Raw genomic sequence first — 18,251 nt, 5'->3', positions numbered from 1 at the left:
GGTCAATCATGCCAGATACACGATTTTACATTAATAAAGGGCCCTTTACCCTAACGCAGATCGCTGACTTTTTAAAATTACCCTTAAGTAATTGTTCCCATCCATCCCTTGAAATTAAGGATCTATCGCCCTTGCAGCAGGCAAAAAACAATAACTTAGCTTGTTATCATAATTCCAAGTACCAACAAGAATTTCAATCAACCCAAGCTGGGGCCTGTATTGTGGCCGACGAATTTGTTAGCCATGCGCCAGCACATTTGCCTATATTAGTGTCAAAAACACCTTATCGAGATTATGCACGTCTCTTGTCCTTATTTTATGGAGAAAAAAAGGCACCCGTTAACATAAGTCCAACAGCAAGGATTGCGCCCACCGCAAAAGTTGGTAGTAACTGTACAATTGGTGACTATGTGGTTATTGGAGATCACGTGGAAATTGGGGAAAATTGCAGGATTGGCTCCCATTCTGTTATTGAGGCTAATTGCGTGATCGGAACCCATTGTCAAATAGAATCCCATGTCAGCATTAGTAACAGTCTAATCGGTAACCATGTTTCCATTAAACCAGGTGCCCGAGTCGGTCAGCGCGGCTTTGGATTCGACATGGATGCCAAAGGGCACGTCCCCGTCCCCCAGCTTGGTCGCGTTATTATCGGCGATTACGTTGATATTGGTGCTAATACGACCATTGATCGGGGGTCAAATGCAGACACAGAAATCCATAAGGGCGTTAGAATTGACAACCAAGTTATGGTTGCCCATAACGTTATTATTGGTGAACATTCTGTTCTTGTAGCACAAGTTGGAATCGCAGGCAGCACACGCCTTGGAAAATTTGTTATTGTAGCAGGACAAGTTGGTATAGCTGGGCATTTAACGATTGGTGACGGGGCACAAATTGCCGCGAAATCTGGACTGATGCGCGACGTGGAACCGAGAATAAAAGTTGCAGGTTATCCAGCCGTTCCCATCCAAGAATACTTCAAACAAGTTGCCTTCTTGGCAAAACTCGTAAAAACAAAAGGAAAATATAATGACTGAAACAAGCCCAGATATTTTGATTAATGAGATTATGGAGCTTATTCCCCATCGCATTCCGATGCTCCTAATTGATAAGTTAACAGATGTAAAACTTGGTGAAAGCGCCACAGGGATCAAGAATGTCACTATGAATGAATGGTTTTTCCAAGGACATTTTCCAGGCCATCCTGTGATGCCGGGCGTTCTAATTGTGGAAGCTATGGCCCAAGCCGCTGGAGTACTCGTCACCAAATCTATGAGCCAAAATTCAGACGGAAAAATTATTTATTTTATGTCAATTGAGGAAGCAAAATTCCGCAAACCGGTGGTGCCAGGAGATACTTTAAAACTTAAAATAACCCTGTTAAAATCCCGAGGCAATATCTGGAAATTTAAAGGGGAAGCGTGGGTAGAGGATGTGATGACCGACGAAGCAACCTTTACCGCAATGATCGCAAGCAAATAAGGTAGGTACAAATGATTCATCCAACAACTATTATTGATCCCTCGGCCAAAATTGGAAAAAATTTTAAGGCTGGGCCCTTCTGCTATGTTGGACCCCACGTCATTGTTGGCAATGACGTTGAACTAAAATCCCATGTGGTACTTGAAGGTCATACCACGCTGGGTAACTGCAATACTATCTATCCGTTTGCAACCATTGGTCATATTCCGCAGGATAAAAAATATTCAGGGGAAACCACATACCTTGAAATTGGAGATGACAACATTATCCGTGAGTATGTAACCATGCAACCTGGTACTGCCACCGATAACAAACTGACAAAAATTGGCAACCGTGGACTATTTATGGTGGGCACACACATTGCCCATGACTGTGTGATCGGAAATGATGTGATTTTTGCCAATCATGCTACCCTTGCAGGACACGTTGTCGTAGAAGATAACGTTATTATTGGCGGTTTGTCAGCTGTTCATCAATTTGTGCGAATCGGGGCCCATGCGATGATCGGAGGCATGTCCGGTGTTGAACAAGATGTCATTCCTTATGGCATCGTCATCGGCGAACGGGCCCGATTATCTGGTCTTAACCTTGTTGGTTTAAAACGACGCGGATTTTCCCAAAAATCAATTAGTGCCTTGCGGGAAGCTTATAGAACTCTGTTTACCCCTGAAACTGCCGAAAAGGCCTCGACATTTCAAGAACGACTATCTCAAATTAAGAAGGAAAAATCAGAAATCCCAGAAATTGAGAGCCTCATTAACTTTATTCAAGGCGAGTCTCATCGCAATCTGTGCATGCCGAAAGGTTGATGATGACATTAAATTCGAAAGTTATTGGGCTTATCGCAGGACAGGGAGATCTTCCCCCTCAAATCATTGATCGCTGTCAGGCCCAAGGTGATCAAATTGTGGCTATTGCTTTCGAAAATCAGACACCCCCTGAAACTGTGAGCTCAATACCTCACATTTGGTTAAAACTTGGAGCTGTTGATGCTCTATTAACTTATTTGCGATCTCAAAATGTTACTCATATTGTGATGGCCGGGGGTATTAAACGCCCTAGTTTATCCGAATTATCATTGGATTGGACGGGCACAAAGCTTTTGGCAAAGATGGGGCTTATGTCTTTAGGGGATGATGGCGTTCTCACAGCCATTATTAAATACCTTGAGGAAAAAGGATTTACAGTGATCGGAGCAGATGAGCTGTTAGATGATTTATTGATGCCTCAAAAATGTTTAACCACTGTTCAACCATCTGAAACTGAAATGAACGATATTCAAATTGCCCGCCAGGTGCTAAGCAAGCTTGGTGAAGCAGATATTGGTCAGGCTTTAGTTATTCAACAAGGATTAATCTTGGGTGTTGAAGCGATTGAAGGCACCGAGAACTTGATTAATCGAGTTCAAAGCTATCGTCGGGAGGGGGGCAAGCCTATTTTGGTTAAAATGGCCAAACCCCAGCAAAACCTTAAAGCTGACTTACCAACTATTGGTCTGCAGACAGTGGAGCAATGTATCAACAATAAATTTGCAGGTATTGCTGTAGAGGCAGGAAAAACCCAAATTCTTAAACAAGATGAAGCGGTGGCTCTTGCGAATAAAGAAAAAATATTTATTTTCGGGTTTTAAATTTAAATAAAGGTCTAAATTTCTTACAGCCTGGCTAAAGAGAGACAAACCTGTCGCAATTTTATAGCAGATAGATTATATCATATAAGGGAATTGCTAAGACGACTTTTTGATAACTCTAAAGCATCATCGCGAAAGAATAAAACGGCTCTAGTGATTAACTGTAAAAGTAAATCAATAAATTATGGACTGCTGCTTTACCCTGCGCTTTCGTTGCAATGATAAGGCCTTATTGACACAGTGCATAAGGTAAAGAGGATGATAACATGACACAAAAACAAAATATTATTGGTATTGCGCGCGAAGACCTGGAGAAAGAATTTATTGATGCGGGGATTCCAAAATTTCGAACAAAACAAATTTGGCATTGGCTATATTTTCAAGGCGTGCGTTCTTTTGAAGATATGCCTAACATTCCTAAAGATCTGCGACAAAAGCTAGGCGATTCTTATACCATTCATCGTCCAGAAGTTAGCAAGGCCTTAATCTCGGTTGATGGCACCCAAAAATGGCTGCTGAAATTTGTTGACGGTGAGGAAGCAGAGTGTGTCCATATTCCTGAAGTTGATCGCGGGACAATCTGTCTTTCATCCCAGGTTGGCTGCACCCTTACCTGTAAGTTTTGCCACACAGGAACACAAAAACTTGTTCGCAATCTAACAGCCGCTGAAATCGTTGGCCAAATGATGGTGGCGCGTGACGCTTTTAATGAATGGCCGACACCGTCCAGCAACCGTCATGTTTCAAATATTGTCATGATGGGAATGGGAGAACCCTTGTATAACTTTGACAATGTTGCCAAAGCTTTAAAAATCATTATGGACCCAGAAGGAATTTCCCTATCCAAGCGCAAAATCACTCTCTCAACCAGTGGGGTTGTGCCCATGATGGATCGCTGTGGAGAAGAAATTGGCGTCAACTTAGCTGTATCGTTGCATGCAGTCCGAGATGATTTGCGCAATACATTAGTCCCGTTAAATAAGAAATACCCTCTTAAGGATTTAATTGATGCCTGCCGCCGATATCCTGGCGTTAACAATGCCAACCGGATCACTTTTGAATATGTCATGCTAAAAGGGATTAATGATACGAATGTTGATGCCAAAGAATTAGTGAGATTAATTCGTGGTATTCCAGCAAAGATTAATTTGATTCCGTTCAATCCATGGCCAAGTTCTGATTATGAATGCTCTACCCCCGAGCGTATTGCCGCATTCTCTGATATTGTTTTTAAAGCAGGATATTCATCTCCCGTTCGCACCCCCCGCGGTCGAGATATTTTAGCTGCGTGCGGACAATTAAAATCTGAAAGCGTTCGTCAATCTAAGAGCTTACTCTCAAGCCTTAACGCCGGCATCTAAAACAAACTCTAGATATTCATAATCATTGAATCGGATACAGGAGACACGTCCGTTTTATTAGGCGAGCTTTTATGGCTATCGGCAAGCCGCCAAATAGAAGCCATTTCAGAAAGCGCAATTTGAACTTGTTCACACAAATTAGTGTCTTCCTTTAAGGTAACTTCTAATAAAAAGGTTACTATATTATTAAAGAAAGCGCTTATTTCAGCAATTTCCGGTGATCTATCAACCACTAAACTGGATTGAATGGAACTAATAATAACCATAACTTTGTCAATACAATGATGACGTTGTTCATAGTCTTTGGTTTCAATAGCAACTTTGGCTCGCCGTAAAAGCCCAGCACAATGATCAAGCAATATAGCAACTTGAACCATTTGTGACGCCGTAACGACTTCTGCTTTATGGTATTGGCGCATTTGTGCATTATACATGGTCTGTCTCCTAATTTAATTCGCTTTATTAAAGGAATCAATCATGCTCATAATATTTTCTAATTCCAAGGTCACTTTATACACTGCTTGAAATTCCTTTTCTAAACGATCCGTCTCTTTTTTGGCATCAGCCTGAATTTTATCAATAATTTTTTTCTGGGATTCATTTTTCTGAGTGAAGTTCTCTATTTCGCTAAAGAGGCTCCCCTTTTTTTCTTCGTTACTGGATCGACCTTTTCATCCAACATATTTGTAAGCTCATTATCCACCTTCGCCATGGATCCTTGAGTCAACGTTATGTCAGTGCTAGCTAAGTCACCATCTGCTAAAGTTCCATTAAATTGTACAGTAATCCCCTGAAATAAGGGGCTATCCTTCCCCCCAGTGACGGTTATAATTCCTCCATTGGCTGTAACGCTCGCTGGATAGACCGCTGTACCAATATTAAATGTTGCTGTTGCCGTACCCGCTAAATCTTTAGAAATATTAACAGTAATAGCCTGTCCCCCTAAACTTGCCGGAAGTTTAGGGGGCATATCTGTAACTTTAAAATTGCTATTACTAACGTTAATTGTATTTGTGAATAATTTCTTAATATCTGAATAACTGTTGCTAATAGCATTGGCGAAGTCAGTATCATTTTCAAAACGTAGAGAGCCATCCAGTTGAAGTTTTATTCCCATAATACTAAGAGCAGTCGTGCTAGAGGATTCTTTCGTGGTCAACGATGCACCAGAAGTCCCCCCCGTCAAAGCATATTTAAGCTTTGAAATACAGTCACGGGCATAATTATTCCCGTATAAGTCGGCACCCTCTGCCGCCGCCATAGTCTTACCATCCGCACTGTTTTTTGATTTAGTTTGATCATTATAAAAGGAAATTAATTCATTATAGGCCTTCATAAAATTAATAAACTGATCAGCAAATTGATCTTTATCCTCAATGACCGCCCCATAAACAGTTGCAGGTGACGTAGATTTTAGGTTTAAAGTGACTCCCGTTATAATATCTGAAATAGTATTAGATCGCTTTTTATAAGCAGTTCCATCCACTGTAACTTTTGAACACAGATCATTAAAATCTGTCACAGGAGTAGTCAGACCTAATGTTGTAGCGACCCCATTGGTGTCACTCAAGGTGACAATATTGCCACTTGTTGTTTCTAATTTTATTTGATATTTACTCGGGGTGGAATAGTATGCCAAATCATAACTTGCTGTTACACCTGTAGTGCCGCTTTTATTATTAATTTTCTCAATAAGCTGGCTTAATGTCATTGACGTGTCTAAGGAAATGCTTTCACTTGTTCCACCTTCAATACCAAACGTAAGATTGCCGGATAAATTTAAGGCTGTCGCTTCATTAGTTGCCTCCAATATTCCACAAATTTTGTTACTTGTTGTTTGGGAAAATCCTAGGTCTGTTAAAGGTGTACCTGATTTATCTTGGAGCACAATTGGCTCGCCACTGACTTGGGCCTTAAGCTTTAATTCGAAAGTACTTATTGCGCCGATTGAAACAAGGGATATGTCAGCACTAACCTTGGTATCTGTCGATACCGCATTAATAGCATTCTTAATATCTGTCAGCGACATACCTGATTTAATTTCAATAGTTTTTGCACTGCCTGACGTTGCGCTGATTAAAAAACTACCATCTATTTTCCGATCTTCATTCAGCGCTGCCGCATTAATTGTTCCCTTTTTCATATCTGATGTTGCCAATTGTTCCACTTTCATGGAAAAGGAGCCCACAAATGCGCTCTCTGAGGCTGATATGTTAACTATGTCAGTATAATTTTGACTACCTGAAGTCGTGGCCGTAATGGCGTGCTGTTGAAACACATTAGTGGCGACTTTAGGCTGGGTGCTCGAAATCCGATTTGCCATGGTTTGGGCTAGATCTTGCACAGCTGTTAGCTTTGTCTGAAAAGTTGACAAGGCAGCAAGGGTCTTAGTGTTTTTATCAATTTTATCTTGATATGGTTTCTCCTGGGTTTTTCTTGCCTCTTTAACAGCATAAATATATTCGTCAATATCAAGGCCTGCAACCTTTTGCGATATTTTTGCGGTATTGGTATCTTCGTCAACAACGACTTTGCCGATCCCCATCCCATAATCACTACGAACGCTGTTTACCATATCTGCCTCAATACTCTAAATTAAATGGTGAAGAAGATTCCCCTCTTCCGCATTAATATAGCCAATCCCCTATAAAATGATCACTTTTCCGTGCTGATTTTTGACTCATTTTTTCGCTTTAGAAAGACTTAGATAGAACCAGCTATCTGCTGTTTTTAAAGCTTGAAACTGATCTCAAAACCCCATCATAAAATTTAATCGTTTTATAGGGGATCAGCTATATTTATCGAACTTGTTTAACCATCTCAGTCAATTGCGATTGCTCATTCAATGCTTGGGTAAACACTGAGTTCGCAACTTGTGCTAGTCCCTTAAAACGCTGTAATGTCATCATTGATTCAGCAATGTTAGCATCAATAAAGGTGGATCGAGCCGCTGTTTGGTTTTGGATACTGATCATCAGCGTATCAGCCATAAAGCCAAGCTGGGCTGCTTTTCCACCAAGTTCTGCAATCATAGAACCAACTTGATCCTGAGCTGAGTCAATTTTTAAGGAGGTTTCTTGAGCAGCTTGCATCGTTAGAATGGTAAGTCCCTGTAACTTTAAAGCATCTGCTGTGGCTCCTTTAAAAGTAACAGATAGCATATCCGTTGCTTTTTCACCGTACTGGAATGCCTGTATGATTTGAGTCCCGGCAACAATACTATAAGTTTCCTGTGCTAATGCATTAGTTGCATCAAATGCATTTAAGGATAAGCTAATACCATTGGAAAATGATACTGTTGTCGCGATAGCTGTCGGCGTGCCATAATTTGCTAAATCAATAGCTGATGTATAATACTCTGTACCACGAGACACTCGGAATGTACCTTGAGAGGTAACATTGTCATAATTATAGGTCAACGCCCACGTACCAGCATTCGTACCAGAACCAGCAGATAAGGTTACTGCGCCACCGGTAACAGCAGCACTGTTGGTGCTTAAAGATGTAAAGGACGCCCGGGTTAGGCCAGCTCCAATTCCCAAAGCTCCCCGTAAAGTTGCCTGAAAAGAAGCAGCGTCTGTAATGGCAGTCGTCGCAGCTGCGTAGTTTAAACTGATAGAGCTACTAGGATCAGAAACACTAACAAGGGTCAATGCACCACCACCTGTCGGCGTTCCAACTTTTGCCTTGAAAGTTTGATCACTAATGACAACGGTTACATCATAAAGACTACCATCAGCTGTAACTGTCGCATCAACAGCATAGCCCGTAATATTACCTTGAGTATTGGCTGCATTCATGGTGTTCGTAAAAGCATTGGCTACAGCCAGAAGTCCTGTCGCTGCTTCTGGCACAGCACCACTATGAGTCGCCGCCCCTGCCCCACCTGAGAACAAAGGAACCCCACCCCATCGAGCATTATTTGCATTGATGGTTACCTGAGCCACAAGTTGTTGGAATTCATCATTCATCATTTTGCGCTCACCATCACCAACCGAGTTAGTGTTAGCCTTAACCGTCAATTCTTTCATACGGGTTAAAATTTCTTGCGTTGCGCCCAAGGATCCGGTCGCCATCTGAATCATTGCTGTTGCTTGGGACACGTTAGAACTCGCCTGGATAAGCGACTGAACGTTTGCTGTTAAGCGATAGCCAACCGCAGAGGACGATGGATCATAGGATGGGTTAGATGCCTTTGACCCCGATGCAAGTTCTTCCGTCGCTCGCGTTGCTTTATTGGTATTAATTTCTAAATAGCGTTTGGCTGCATTTGCTCCAAGATTTGTTGCTGCTGAAACCATTTTTTACCTCTTCCACTTCTTGTGCCCAAACTTACCCACCACGGGCAAGTGTAAAAACGTATCTGCCTAACAGAAAGCAAATGCTGTGCCAAGTTCAAAGAATGGCGGAAAACAAGGCGGCACAGAGGATAAAGAGATTAAATTTAGCCCTATTTAAATAAAATTTTACAGGAAAATTTTACCGATAAATTTAAATAAAAATAAGATAAGGGGAAATTTTTACCTATATTCTTAATAGCGAGGGTAGATTATACAGAATAATTTTTCCGTATTTTAGGAAAATAAAGGACGATTTTTAAGGCGTTTATAATCCTCAGGAATAATAAAACTTCGACCGATTAATGATGAATTAAGCTTTAGCTTAAATAAAACTTAGATAGGGCTGTAGGTTAACTCCAGCATACCAGAATTTTTAAAAGGGTTGAAAATGCCTCCGCAATCCCAAGGAGGGTATCTCCTTAAAAAAAAGGGGAGGTTTCCCTCCCCCTTTAACCTCGCAGTCTATTAGCGCATTTGTTGAACCATAGAGGCTAGTTGTGATTGCTCATTCAATGATTGAGTAAACACTGAGTTTGCAATTTGTGCTAGACCTTTGAAGCGTTGCAACGTCGCCATTGAGTCTGCGATGTTGGCGTCAATAAAGGAAGAGCGCGCTGCTGTTTGGTTTTGAATGCTGATCATGAGAGTATCAGCCATAAAGCCAAGCTGGGCTGCTTTTCCACCAAGTTCTGAAATCATAGAACCAATTTGGTCTTGGGCCGAATCAATTTTCCCAGATGCTAGTTGAGCATTTGACATTGTTAGGACATCAAGGCCTGTTAAGTTCAAAGCTGCAGCCGTCGCACCTTTAAAAGTAACATCAAGCATGTCAGTTGCTTTTTCACCATATTGGAACGCCTGTTTAATTTGCGTACCCGCTGTAATAGAAAAAGTTTCCTGAGCCAAGGAAGTTGTACTATCAAATGACGACAGGGCCAACGAAATACCATTTGAGAATGATACTGTTGTCGACAGAGTTGCAGGAGTCGCATAAATTGATGTATCAATTGTTGCTGTATAATACTCTGTGCCCAGAGATGCTTTAAAGGTCCCTACTTTGCTGGTAGCATCATAATTATAGGTCAACGCCCATGTACCAGCATTCGTACCAGAACCAGCAGATAAGGTTACTGCCCCACCTGTAACAGCAGCAGCGTTAGTACTTAAGGCTTCAAAGGAAGCTCTCGCTGCTCCAGCTTCAATTCCCAAGGATGTCCTTAGAGTACTTTGGAATGTTGTCGCATTCGTAATACCTGTCACGTCCGCTGCATCATAGTTAAAGCTAATTGATGTTGAAGGATCAGTTGTACTAACCAGAGTTAGTGCGCCACCAGCAACGGCAGCCCCAACTGTTGCCTTAAATGTTTGATCACTAATTTGCACAGTGACATCATAAAGACCATTGTTAGCTGTAACGGTTGCATCAACTGCATAACCTGTGATATTTCCTTGGGTGTTTGCCGTATTCAGTGTACCAGCAAATGCGGTCGCTGCCGCTACGAGACCTGTTGCTGCTTCTGTGACCGCACCACTATGGGTAGCAGTACCAGCACCGCCTGTAAACAAAGATACGCCACCCCAACGAGCACTATTGGCGTTCACAGTAACCTGATTCAATAATTGTTGGAATTCGTCATTGATCATTTTACGTTCACTATCACCAACCGAGTTAGTGTTAGCTTTAACCGTCAATTCTTTCATACGGGTTAGAACATCTTGCGTTGCTCCCAGAGATCCTGTCGCCATCTGAATCATAGATGTCGCTTGTGAAACGTTAGCGCTCGCTTGAACGAGAGATTGAACGGTTGCTGATAAGCGATAAGCCACGGCAGATGATGATGGATCGTATGATGGGTTGGATGCCTTTGAGCCCGATGCAAGCTCTTCTGTTGCACGTGTTGATTTACCTGTGTTGATTTCAAGATAACGCTTAGCTGCATTTGCACCAAGGTTTGTTGCTGCTGAAACCATTTTATACCTCTTCACTTCCTGTGATTATACTCATACTTATCTACCTCAGATAAGTACACGAACGTACCTGTTCGTACACAGAGTCAGCAAAAGCCATGCCAAGACTAAAAATCCAGCAATTCCTTGGCTTTTTGGTTTTTTAAAAAATGGAAAAGAGAGGGATAAGGTAGGCAATTTTTGCCAAGTTGCTATAAAATTATGGTCAGGTAGGCAATTTTTTCCGGGTAAAATCCCCATCATTATAAATCTTAAATCAATTTAAACTCAGTTCTATGTCGTTACCTAACACCAAGCTTAGATATAGCTTACCACATCGCAACAGGTGGTAAAGACATCAAAATAGCATCAATATTCCCATTGGTTTTAAGACCAAATTTTGTCCCTCGATCATAGAGAAGGTTAAATTCGGCATACCGACCTCGCTTGAGCAATTGAGTTTGTTTTTCTTCAGCAGTCCAAGGCTTCTGCAAATGCCGGCGTACAAGCTCTGGGTAAACCTTTAAAAAGGCTAAGCCCACATCTCGCGTAAAAGCATAGTCTGCCTCAAACGACCCTGTATTAATGTAATCATAAAAAATTCCACCGATTCCACGGGCTTCTTGGCGATGCGGCAGATAAAAATACTCATCACACCACAATTTAAATTTTGCATAATAATCTGGATTATGGCGATCACAGGCATCGCGAAAAGACTGATGAAAGTCGCGATTATCTTGGGGAAAGTCGAACGATGGTGTGAGATCTGCCCCACCCCCAAACCAAGATTTACTCGTCACGATATGGCGAGTGTTCATATGGACAGCTGGAATCAGAGGGTTGAGAGGATGGATCACCAATGAAATACCGCAGGCCCAAAAAGATGGATCCTCTTCAGCGCCTGGAATTTCTTTGGCGAACTGCTCCCCAAACTGACCGTATACGGTAGAAATGTTGACACCAGCCTTTTCAAAAACACGCCCTTTTAGGATGGACATTGTCCCACCACCCCCATTGTTATGGGACTGTGTGGGATCATGACGTTGCCAAGTCTCGCGTCGGAATTGACCAGGCAAAAGGTAGTCATGGTCTAATTCTTCCTCTAGCTTTTCAAGTTCTGCGCAAATATCATCACGCAACTTTACTATCCAGCGTTCAAATTCAACCTTTTGCTCTTGGGTGGTCATGGTCATCTCCTCGCTCAAATCCTCGTGTTTGTCGCAATGCCTCACTTAAGACCATAGCTCCTGCCACAGCCACATTAAGAGAGCGACGCCCCTCTATCATCGGAATTACGACTCTGTGAGGAATAGCCTGAAAAATATCGTCAGGCACCCCCACACTTTCTTTACCTAAAAGCAGGATATCATCTTTTTCGAATTTAAAATCTAGAAACGATGTCGCAGCCTTTGTATCAATTAAAATTAGCCGTTGTGGTTGAGCTTGACGAAATGCACCAAAGGATGCATGCCGTTGTACATTGGCTAATTCAATATAATCCATACCCGCCCGTTGCAGCTTTTGATCATGCCAAATAAACCCACAGGGCTCAATAATATCCAAGGGCACGCCTAAACAAGCCGCCAAACGCATCAACGTTCCGGCATTTTGCGGAATTTCTGGTTGGTACAGGGCAAGCCTCATGATTTTGCCCACCACCACTCTGGAACATTCGTTCCCACATCCTCTTTAATGGCAGGATAATCTAGACGAGCCTTCCAGTAAGCAATACAGGTGACATTATCGTACACGCCAGGAATCATATAGTACATTCCCATGACCGCGCGATCCAAAGCTTTGACGGCTGTTTTAAGATCAGGTTCGCTGTTCGCATTTGCTACTTTTTGTGCTAAGCTGAATATCGCGTCATTTTTAATACCTATATAATTAGAGCTACCCGGTTGATCAGCCATTTTAGGATCAAAATAATAAGTCTGCTCAATCCCTGGTGACAAGCTATTGGCCCATGTATGCAAGATTACGTCAAAAGTCTTTTCAACCGATTGCTTTTCATACTGGGTGGTATCAATTTTTGCAACTTTCATATGGATACCCAGAGGTTTAAGATTGCGTTGAAATTCGAGAGCCAGCCCTTCAATACGTGGATCCTTAACTGTAAAAGTAAAGGTCAACGGTTGCTTTGTTTTTTTATTAACTCGAATTCCTTTTTCAATAACCCAGCCTGCATCTGTTAATAACTGCCCTGCTTTTTGCAGTATTTGCCGGCGATCTCCCTCAGGAATTTTAATAGCATCTTCAGAAATCTCAGCATCTAGTTGATCCTTAAATGGAGCCAAAAGCTTCAGTTCCTCGGCGGATGGCTTACCCTTAGGAACAAAATGGGTGTTAGCAAAAAGGCTCGTCATCGGTTTAAAGGCATTATGATATTGAGTCTTATTAATTTGATTAAAATCAAATGCCATAGCAATGGCTTTCCGCACACGCCGGTCTTCAAAAATCGGCTTTTTCATATTAAAAATGATCGTTCGAACAGCAACAGGCCGTTTATGCTCTGCCTCCATCTTTATCACCCGACTATCTTTGACAGCAGGAAAATCATAAGCTGTATTCCAGCTTTTTTGGTCTGGCTCCATGTAAAAATCAACCTCGCCCGCTTTTAAAGATTCCCGTAGGGCATGGTCACTTTTAAAATATTCTATACTAATAGTATCAAAGTTGTTCGCCCCTTTTACCAAAGGTAAATCTGCAGCCCAATAGTCCTTCACACGTTCGAAAATAATTTTACGGCCTAATTCATAACTTTTAATTTTATAGGGGCCAGAGCCTGGAATTTCTTCTAATGTTAAGCTAGAAAAATCTTTACCTTCAAGTATGTGTTTCGGCAAAACCACCAGATTTCCCATAATAATGGGCAATTCTTTATCATATATTCCTTGCTCATCTGGGTTAAACGTCAGCTTAATGGTGTAATCACCAATAACTTTTATCTCTTTGATTTTGCTATAATATTTTTTATACCGCGGCAATCCCTTATCGCGTAAAGTGTCAATAGAGAATTTAACGTCTTCTGCCTTAATAGGGTGGCCATCATGGAATTTAGCTTTAGGATTTAGGTAAAAAATCATCTCAGATGAATTGGGGGCAAGATCAACCTTTTCAGCTACCAGGCCATACATACTATGAGGGTCGTCAGCTGCACGCTTCATCAATGTATCATAACACATGGTCAGACCTTCGGCAGGAAATCCTTTTACAACAAATCGATTCAAGGAATCAAAGCTTCCCAAATTTGCCATACGCAAGCGCCCTCCCTTAGGGGCCAACGGATTAAGGTAAGGCATAGACTTTTCAGCCTCAGTATGTTTTGGCTGACCAAACCTAGAAATTGCATAGTCTGGCTTTGCCATGACTGTTGTCGTCAATAGTAAAAATAGAGAAAAAATTTTATTCATAATCTTTGGAGCCTTATTTTTATAAAATGTTATCATAACATAATGGATGAGCATCCTGATCGCAAGCAAACTTATCTTACGAAAATTAGTTTGCTTTTCACTACTGTTCGAATTTGTAAAATGTATAAGATAGTGTGATGGTTTGTACATCATTCATAGCTGGATCATCAGCAAATTCTGGATCAATATAAAACAATACTGGCATATCAACCCGTTGATGTGGCATCAGTCGTTGCTCATCAAAGCAAAAGCAAGCGATCTTAGAAAAATATTTTCCTGCTTTATCAGGCGTGACATTATAAATAGCCATCCCCGTAATAGGCTCTGCTGAATAATTATAAGATTCGTAATAGGCCATGGCATTTTCTCCCACCCGAACCTTAATTTGCAACTGTTTGGGTTTAAAATGCCAGGGAAGTTTTTTATCGATGTTCGCATTAAATCGGACAGTCAGAACACGATCTCTAACCCCGGTTGACGGCGCAACGGCACGTTTAGTGGTCCCCCCAAAACCTGTTGCTTGACAAAACATCTGATAAAGAGGAACAGAAGCAAAAGCCACCCCTACCATTCCAATCGCAACAAAGGCCAATATAATACCAAGATTATTACGGCTAGTCGCCATTGTTAACTTAAACCTGGATAGCGGATAAAGGAGACAATATAAAAAATAAGAGCCATAGCTACTAAGACTAGTAATACAGCATTATTTCGCCGCTTCAGATTCTCGTCCATAGGTTACCTCACCAAACGATCTATAGTTAAACCTAAGAATATGAGAAATAAATAGAGAATGGAATAGGCAAAAAGACGCATAGCTACTTTGGTATTGTCAGATAAGCGAACCTGTAGCGCCATGATAATAAAGAGTGTACCTAGCGCTGCGGCTCCATACCCATATAGGATGGAAGACATACCAATACAAACGGGCACCAACGTTACACCCACCATGATAAATGCATAGACTACAATCTGATTTTTAGTTGACACCGCTCCAGCCACTACAGGCATCATAGGGACATTTGCATCGATATAATCTTGGTGGCGATGCAATGATAAGGCCCAAAAATGTGGCGGGGTCCACATAAAAATGATTAAAAATAAAATCCATGCTTCGAAAGGTACATTCCCCGTGACAGCAGCCCATCCCACCACCGGTGGCAACGCTCCAGCTGCCCCTCCAATGACGATATTCTGAGACGTCCAACGCTTAAGCCATATGGTATAGATAAAAACATAAAAAAGATTGTAAAAGCAAGCCACCCAGCTGCTACCCAATTAATCGCAACCCCCATCGTGATAATCGATAACACTGAAAGGATCGTCCCAAACGCCAAAGCATTATCTGGATTAAGTCTGTTCTGTGGCAAAGGACGGTTTTTCGTCCGTTGCATAATACTGTCAATGTCACGATCATACCACATATTTAATGCCCCAGACGCCCCCGCCCCAATTGCTATACACAGAACAGCAACAACACTCAAAAATGGATGTAATGACCCGGGCGCCATGAGCAACCCACAAACAGCCGTAAAAACGACTAAAGACATTACTCTTGGTTTCAATAAAGAAATATAATCTTCTAAGCGTTCAGATGGTTGATTCATAGAGGTAAGTTCAGGAGTAGTCGTCGTAATCATCAGCATTATACATAAATTAAATCTATAGTTTATCTTTAACAGAATAAGAGAAAATGACAAGCACGCAAATACGGCAATTCATTTAAATAATTGACAGCGCCCTCAAGGTATTATAAGTTTTGAAAAATTATTTTAACCTCATTAGAATTAAATAACAAAACGATAATCAAAAAAGTAAATTAGATACTTAATTTAACCATTGTTTTTAAAATTAGCAATCCCTATATAATAAAAAAATAATCTTGAAGGGACATATGAATACTATGATTCGAAAATATTTAGCTGTGGCTTTATGCTTTACAACTGTACTTAACAGTATAAGTTTTTCAATGGATAACCCGACAGAGACCCACCCCCACCTAACATTGAGATATACAAACGGAGAAGTTATACTCTCAGTACCATTCGAAGAGAAACATGCTAATGCGTTTTATCAACAATATATTAGTTCGGTAGCACAGCAGAATGGCATGCCTTTTAGCCAAAGAGTTGCTGAATCAGCAGCAGAAGGGTTTAAAAAAGGATTTTCCCAATATTATGAGGATACACAACAATTCTTCAAACTTATCACAAAGGGAGAACTTTTTAACCTTTCATCAGAAACTATTCAAGCTGGGCTTCGGGCTTATCTTGAAACAACCATCGATTCATATCTCTACCCCGATCCCCGTGCTCGAGAAAAGAAGCAATTAGATCCCGCAACCTTAGGAAAAATTTTCAGTCAAATTCGCGAAAAAACTTATTGGGTTCTTCTACTGAGCGGGTTCTTCAATAATAAAAAAGTCGTCTATGTAAAAGAAAGAGGCGTCCAAGAAACACATTATGATATTACAACAAATCAAAGTGCCTTCTTTTTAGAGGCTATTATTCCGTCATTTGTTCCTATGCGGGGCCTTATAATTTCTCTCGCAAAAAATAATTACGTCAATAATTTCTTTTTAAGACGTATTGATGAGTTATTTGCCCACATGGTCATAGAATTCTATAGCAAGATTTCGAATAAAAATCGGCACGAGATACAACAACAATTAAATGATGCAGCCCTGAAAAAAGAACCCAGCCTTACAGGCACATCGACGATTAGAAAAACCTATAAACCAGCCACAGAATTACCCACTGAGGATGCACTCCTGAATCCAGAATCACCTCTTACCGGAACATCTAAAATAGAGCAACCCCCTAAACCGACTAAAGAATTACCAAACCTTACAAAGCAAGAACAATCGCTTTCTGCAATTTGGAATTACTTAGAACCATATATGGCTCATTATATACGCGCTGGAATTATAGCTTTATTTGATCACTTACCGACGACTGTTATCGATAAAATTGGCGGCACAGGCATGTACCATATATCAAAATTTGCGTCAGAATATTCGACTGTTCCAATTTTAGCAGCAAGCTATGGAGCATATTATGCAGGCGATGCCCTTACATCAATTCCTTATTTGGATGGATTGGTTGTTGGGGGTACTACTTTATGGGCTCTAAATGGTGTTTTCAAAGCAGCTCTTCCTGCTTCAGGGCAGAAAACTGCACAAACTATCAAGAAATCTATATCAGAATTATATAGTGAATTCTTACTTCACAAATCTCATCAATGGATTCCTTTATCGCAGGCTGAACACCTCTTATTTAATTTGCCCGAATGTCCATCAGATGACCATAGAGCTTTTTTCCGCAAAGATTATGAGGACCAGGCAAGCCTATATGAAACCAGCATTTTCACAGCTGTCCTCGCAGACCTACAGTCTATTATCGAGAGTTTACCTCTTATCTCTCAGCTGACAAGCTTTGCAGTGAGCAATCCCTCTTCAATAAAGCTACTTGATAAAGGGATCGGGCAAACAGATACCAAACACCATGATACTGTTGCACAAGTTAAGTATTATCGAATTGCTGCCACTCTTTACAAAAATCATCAACAGGAAGAAGCCTATCAGACCAAGACTGCGAAAATTAAAAAAGTTTATGATTATCTGACCCATAGCAAAGCACAACCAACTTCCTTAAGTGGTGAAGAGCAAGCTTTCTATGACGAGATTAAAGCTCATCCTTCCTTTGATTTTCGGGCAAAAGAACTTGAACGTTTGTCTCAAAGTTATACTTGGAAATCTGCTCAAGATAAAGAAGACCACTTAATGCCAGCATTAAAAAAACAAAATAAGCTTTCTAAAACATTTGCTCTTGCTGCTTTTACAATAGTTGACGCTATTGATACGGCTGCTAAGAATTTGCAGGACTATGTTGAGAATCCTGATAATAGCTTAAAAGAACTTCAATTAGCCTTACCATTTAATGAGTTCATGGCAACAATTGAGGCAATTAACGATAAAAAACCCGTACAGACTTTTTTGAACAAGAACAAAATCGGACGAATTTAATCAATATTCTATCATTCCAACTTCTAAAAAATAGGTTCAGTGATCTGTATG

At 40.9% G+C, this 18,251-nt stretch carries 14 protein-coding genes and 1 pseudogene; 6 read left to right on the top strand and 9 right to left on the bottom strand.

The window, feature by feature from the left end; genetic code table 11:
• Window positions 1-8: 8 nt before the first annotated feature.
• The 5 genes from lpxD to rlmN all read left to right on the top strand — a co-directional run bounded on the left by lpxD (window position 9) and on the right by rlmN (window position 4,476).
• On the top strand, window positions 9-1,040 hold the full coding sequence (lpxD, locus tag ID47_RS02065) for a UDP-3-O-(3-hydroxymyristoyl)glucosamine N-acyltransferase (RefSeq protein ID WP_038463331.1): 1,032 nt from the start codon (window positions 9-11) through the stop codon (window positions 1,038-1,040).
• A complete protein-coding gene (gene fabZ, locus ID47_RS02060) occupies window positions 1,033-1,485 on the top strand; it encodes a 3-hydroxyacyl-ACP dehydratase FabZ (RefSeq protein ID WP_038463329.1) in 453 nt (150 codons plus the stop codon). The genes lpxD and fabZ overlap by 8 nt, the downstream gene beginning before the upstream one ends.
• Window positions 1,486-1,496: 11 nt before the next feature.
• Window positions 1,497-2,294 carry an acyl-ACP--UDP-N-acetylglucosamine O-acyltransferase gene (gene lpxA, locus ID47_RS02055; protein WP_038463327.1) on the top strand — a complete coding sequence of 266 codons (798 nt, stop codon included), beginning with the start codon at window positions 1,497-1,499 and terminating at the stop codon, window positions 2,292-2,294.
• A complete protein-coding gene (locus ID47_RS02050; protein ID WP_084675856.1) occupies window positions 2,294-3,115 on the top strand; it encodes an LpxI family protein in 822 nt (273 codons plus the stop codon). Before lpxA ends, ID47_RS02050 begins: the two co-directional genes overlap by 1 nt.
• Window positions 3,116-3,381: 266 nt before the next feature.
• A complete protein-coding gene (rlmN, locus tag ID47_RS02045; RefSeq protein WP_038463323.1) occupies window positions 3,382-4,476 on the top strand; it encodes a dual-specificity RNA methyltransferase RlmN in 1,095 nt (364 codons plus the stop codon).
• Between the two features lie 8 nt (window positions 4,477-4,484).
• On the opposite strand, the gene ID47_RS02040 is transcribed toward rlmN, so the two are convergent.
• The 9 genes and pseudogenes from ID47_RS02040 to ID47_RS01995 form a co-directional block, all read right to left on the bottom strand.
• Complete coding sequence (locus tag ID47_RS02040) at window positions 4,485-4,910, bottom strand: flagellar export chaperone FliS (protein WP_038463316.1); 426 nt, start codon at window positions 4,908-4,910, stop codon at window positions 4,485-4,487.
• A gap of 185 nt (window positions 4,911-5,095) precedes the next feature.
• Window positions 5,096-7,051, bottom strand: coding sequence for a flagellar filament capping protein FliD (gene fliD / locus ID47_RS02035; RefSeq protein ID WP_038463298.1), 1,956 nt, complete (start codon window positions 7,049-7,051; stop codon window positions 5,096-5,098).
• A gap of 223 nt (window positions 7,052-7,274) precedes the next feature.
• On the bottom strand, window positions 7,275-8,777 hold the full coding sequence (locus ID47_RS02030) for a flagellin (protein WP_038463274.1): 1,503 nt from the start codon (window positions 8,775-8,777) through the stop codon (window positions 7,275-7,277).
• Between the two features lie 504 nt (window positions 8,778-9,281).
• Window positions 9,282-10,787 carry a flagellin gene (locus ID47_RS02025; protein WP_038463250.1) on the bottom strand — a complete coding sequence of 502 codons (1,506 nt, stop codon included), beginning with the start codon at window positions 10,785-10,787 and terminating at the stop codon, window positions 9,282-9,284.
• 305 nt (window positions 10,788-11,092) lie between these two features.
• The gene (gene hemF / locus ID47_RS02015) at window positions 11,093-11,950 is read right to left on the bottom strand and encodes an oxygen-dependent coproporphyrinogen oxidase (RefSeq protein ID WP_084675854.1); all 858 of its coding nucleotides are present in this window, start codon (window positions 11,948-11,950) and stop codon (window positions 11,093-11,095) included.
• Complete coding sequence (locus ID47_RS02010) at window positions 11,925-12,407, bottom strand: tRNA (cytidine(34)-2'-O)-methyltransferase (protein WP_051908437.1); 483 nt, start codon at window positions 12,405-12,407, stop codon at window positions 11,925-11,927. The genes hemF and ID47_RS02010 overlap by 26 nt, the downstream gene beginning before the upstream one ends.
• Entirely contained in the window at window positions 12,404-14,176 is a 1,773-nt protein-coding gene (locus ID47_RS02005) for an extracellular solute-binding protein (RefSeq protein WP_198022323.1), read from the bottom strand. Before ID47_RS02005 ends, ID47_RS02010 begins: the two co-directional genes overlap by 4 nt.
• Window positions 14,177-14,276: 100 nt before the next feature.
• Window positions 14,277-14,801 (bottom strand): cytochrome c oxidase assembly protein, encoded by a 525-nt coding sequence (locus ID47_RS02000; protein ID WP_038463237.1) that lies wholly within the window; start codon window positions 14,799-14,801, stop codon window positions 14,277-14,279.
• Between the two features lie 113 nt (window positions 14,802-14,914).
• Window positions 14,915-15,687, bottom strand: a pseudogene (locus ID47_RS01995) (heme o synthase).
• A 383-nt stretch (window positions 15,688-16,070) separates the two neighbouring features.
• Here ID47_RS01995 and ID47_RS01990 point away from each other — a divergent pair.
• Entirely contained in the window at window positions 16,071-18,200 is a 2,130-nt protein-coding gene (locus tag ID47_RS01990; RefSeq protein WP_156956610.1) for a hypothetical protein, read from the top strand.
• Window positions 18,201-18,251 lie beyond the last annotated feature (51 nt).

Source organism: Candidatus Paracaedibacter acanthamoebae (genome assembly GCF_000742835.1).
Taxonomy (GTDB): Bacteria; Pseudomonadota; Alphaproteobacteria; order Paracaedibacterales; family Paracaedibacteraceae; genus Paracaedibacter; species Paracaedibacter acanthamoebae.
Note: the sequence above shows the minus strand (reverse complement) of the source record. Positions and strands in the feature narration are given on the sequence as shown.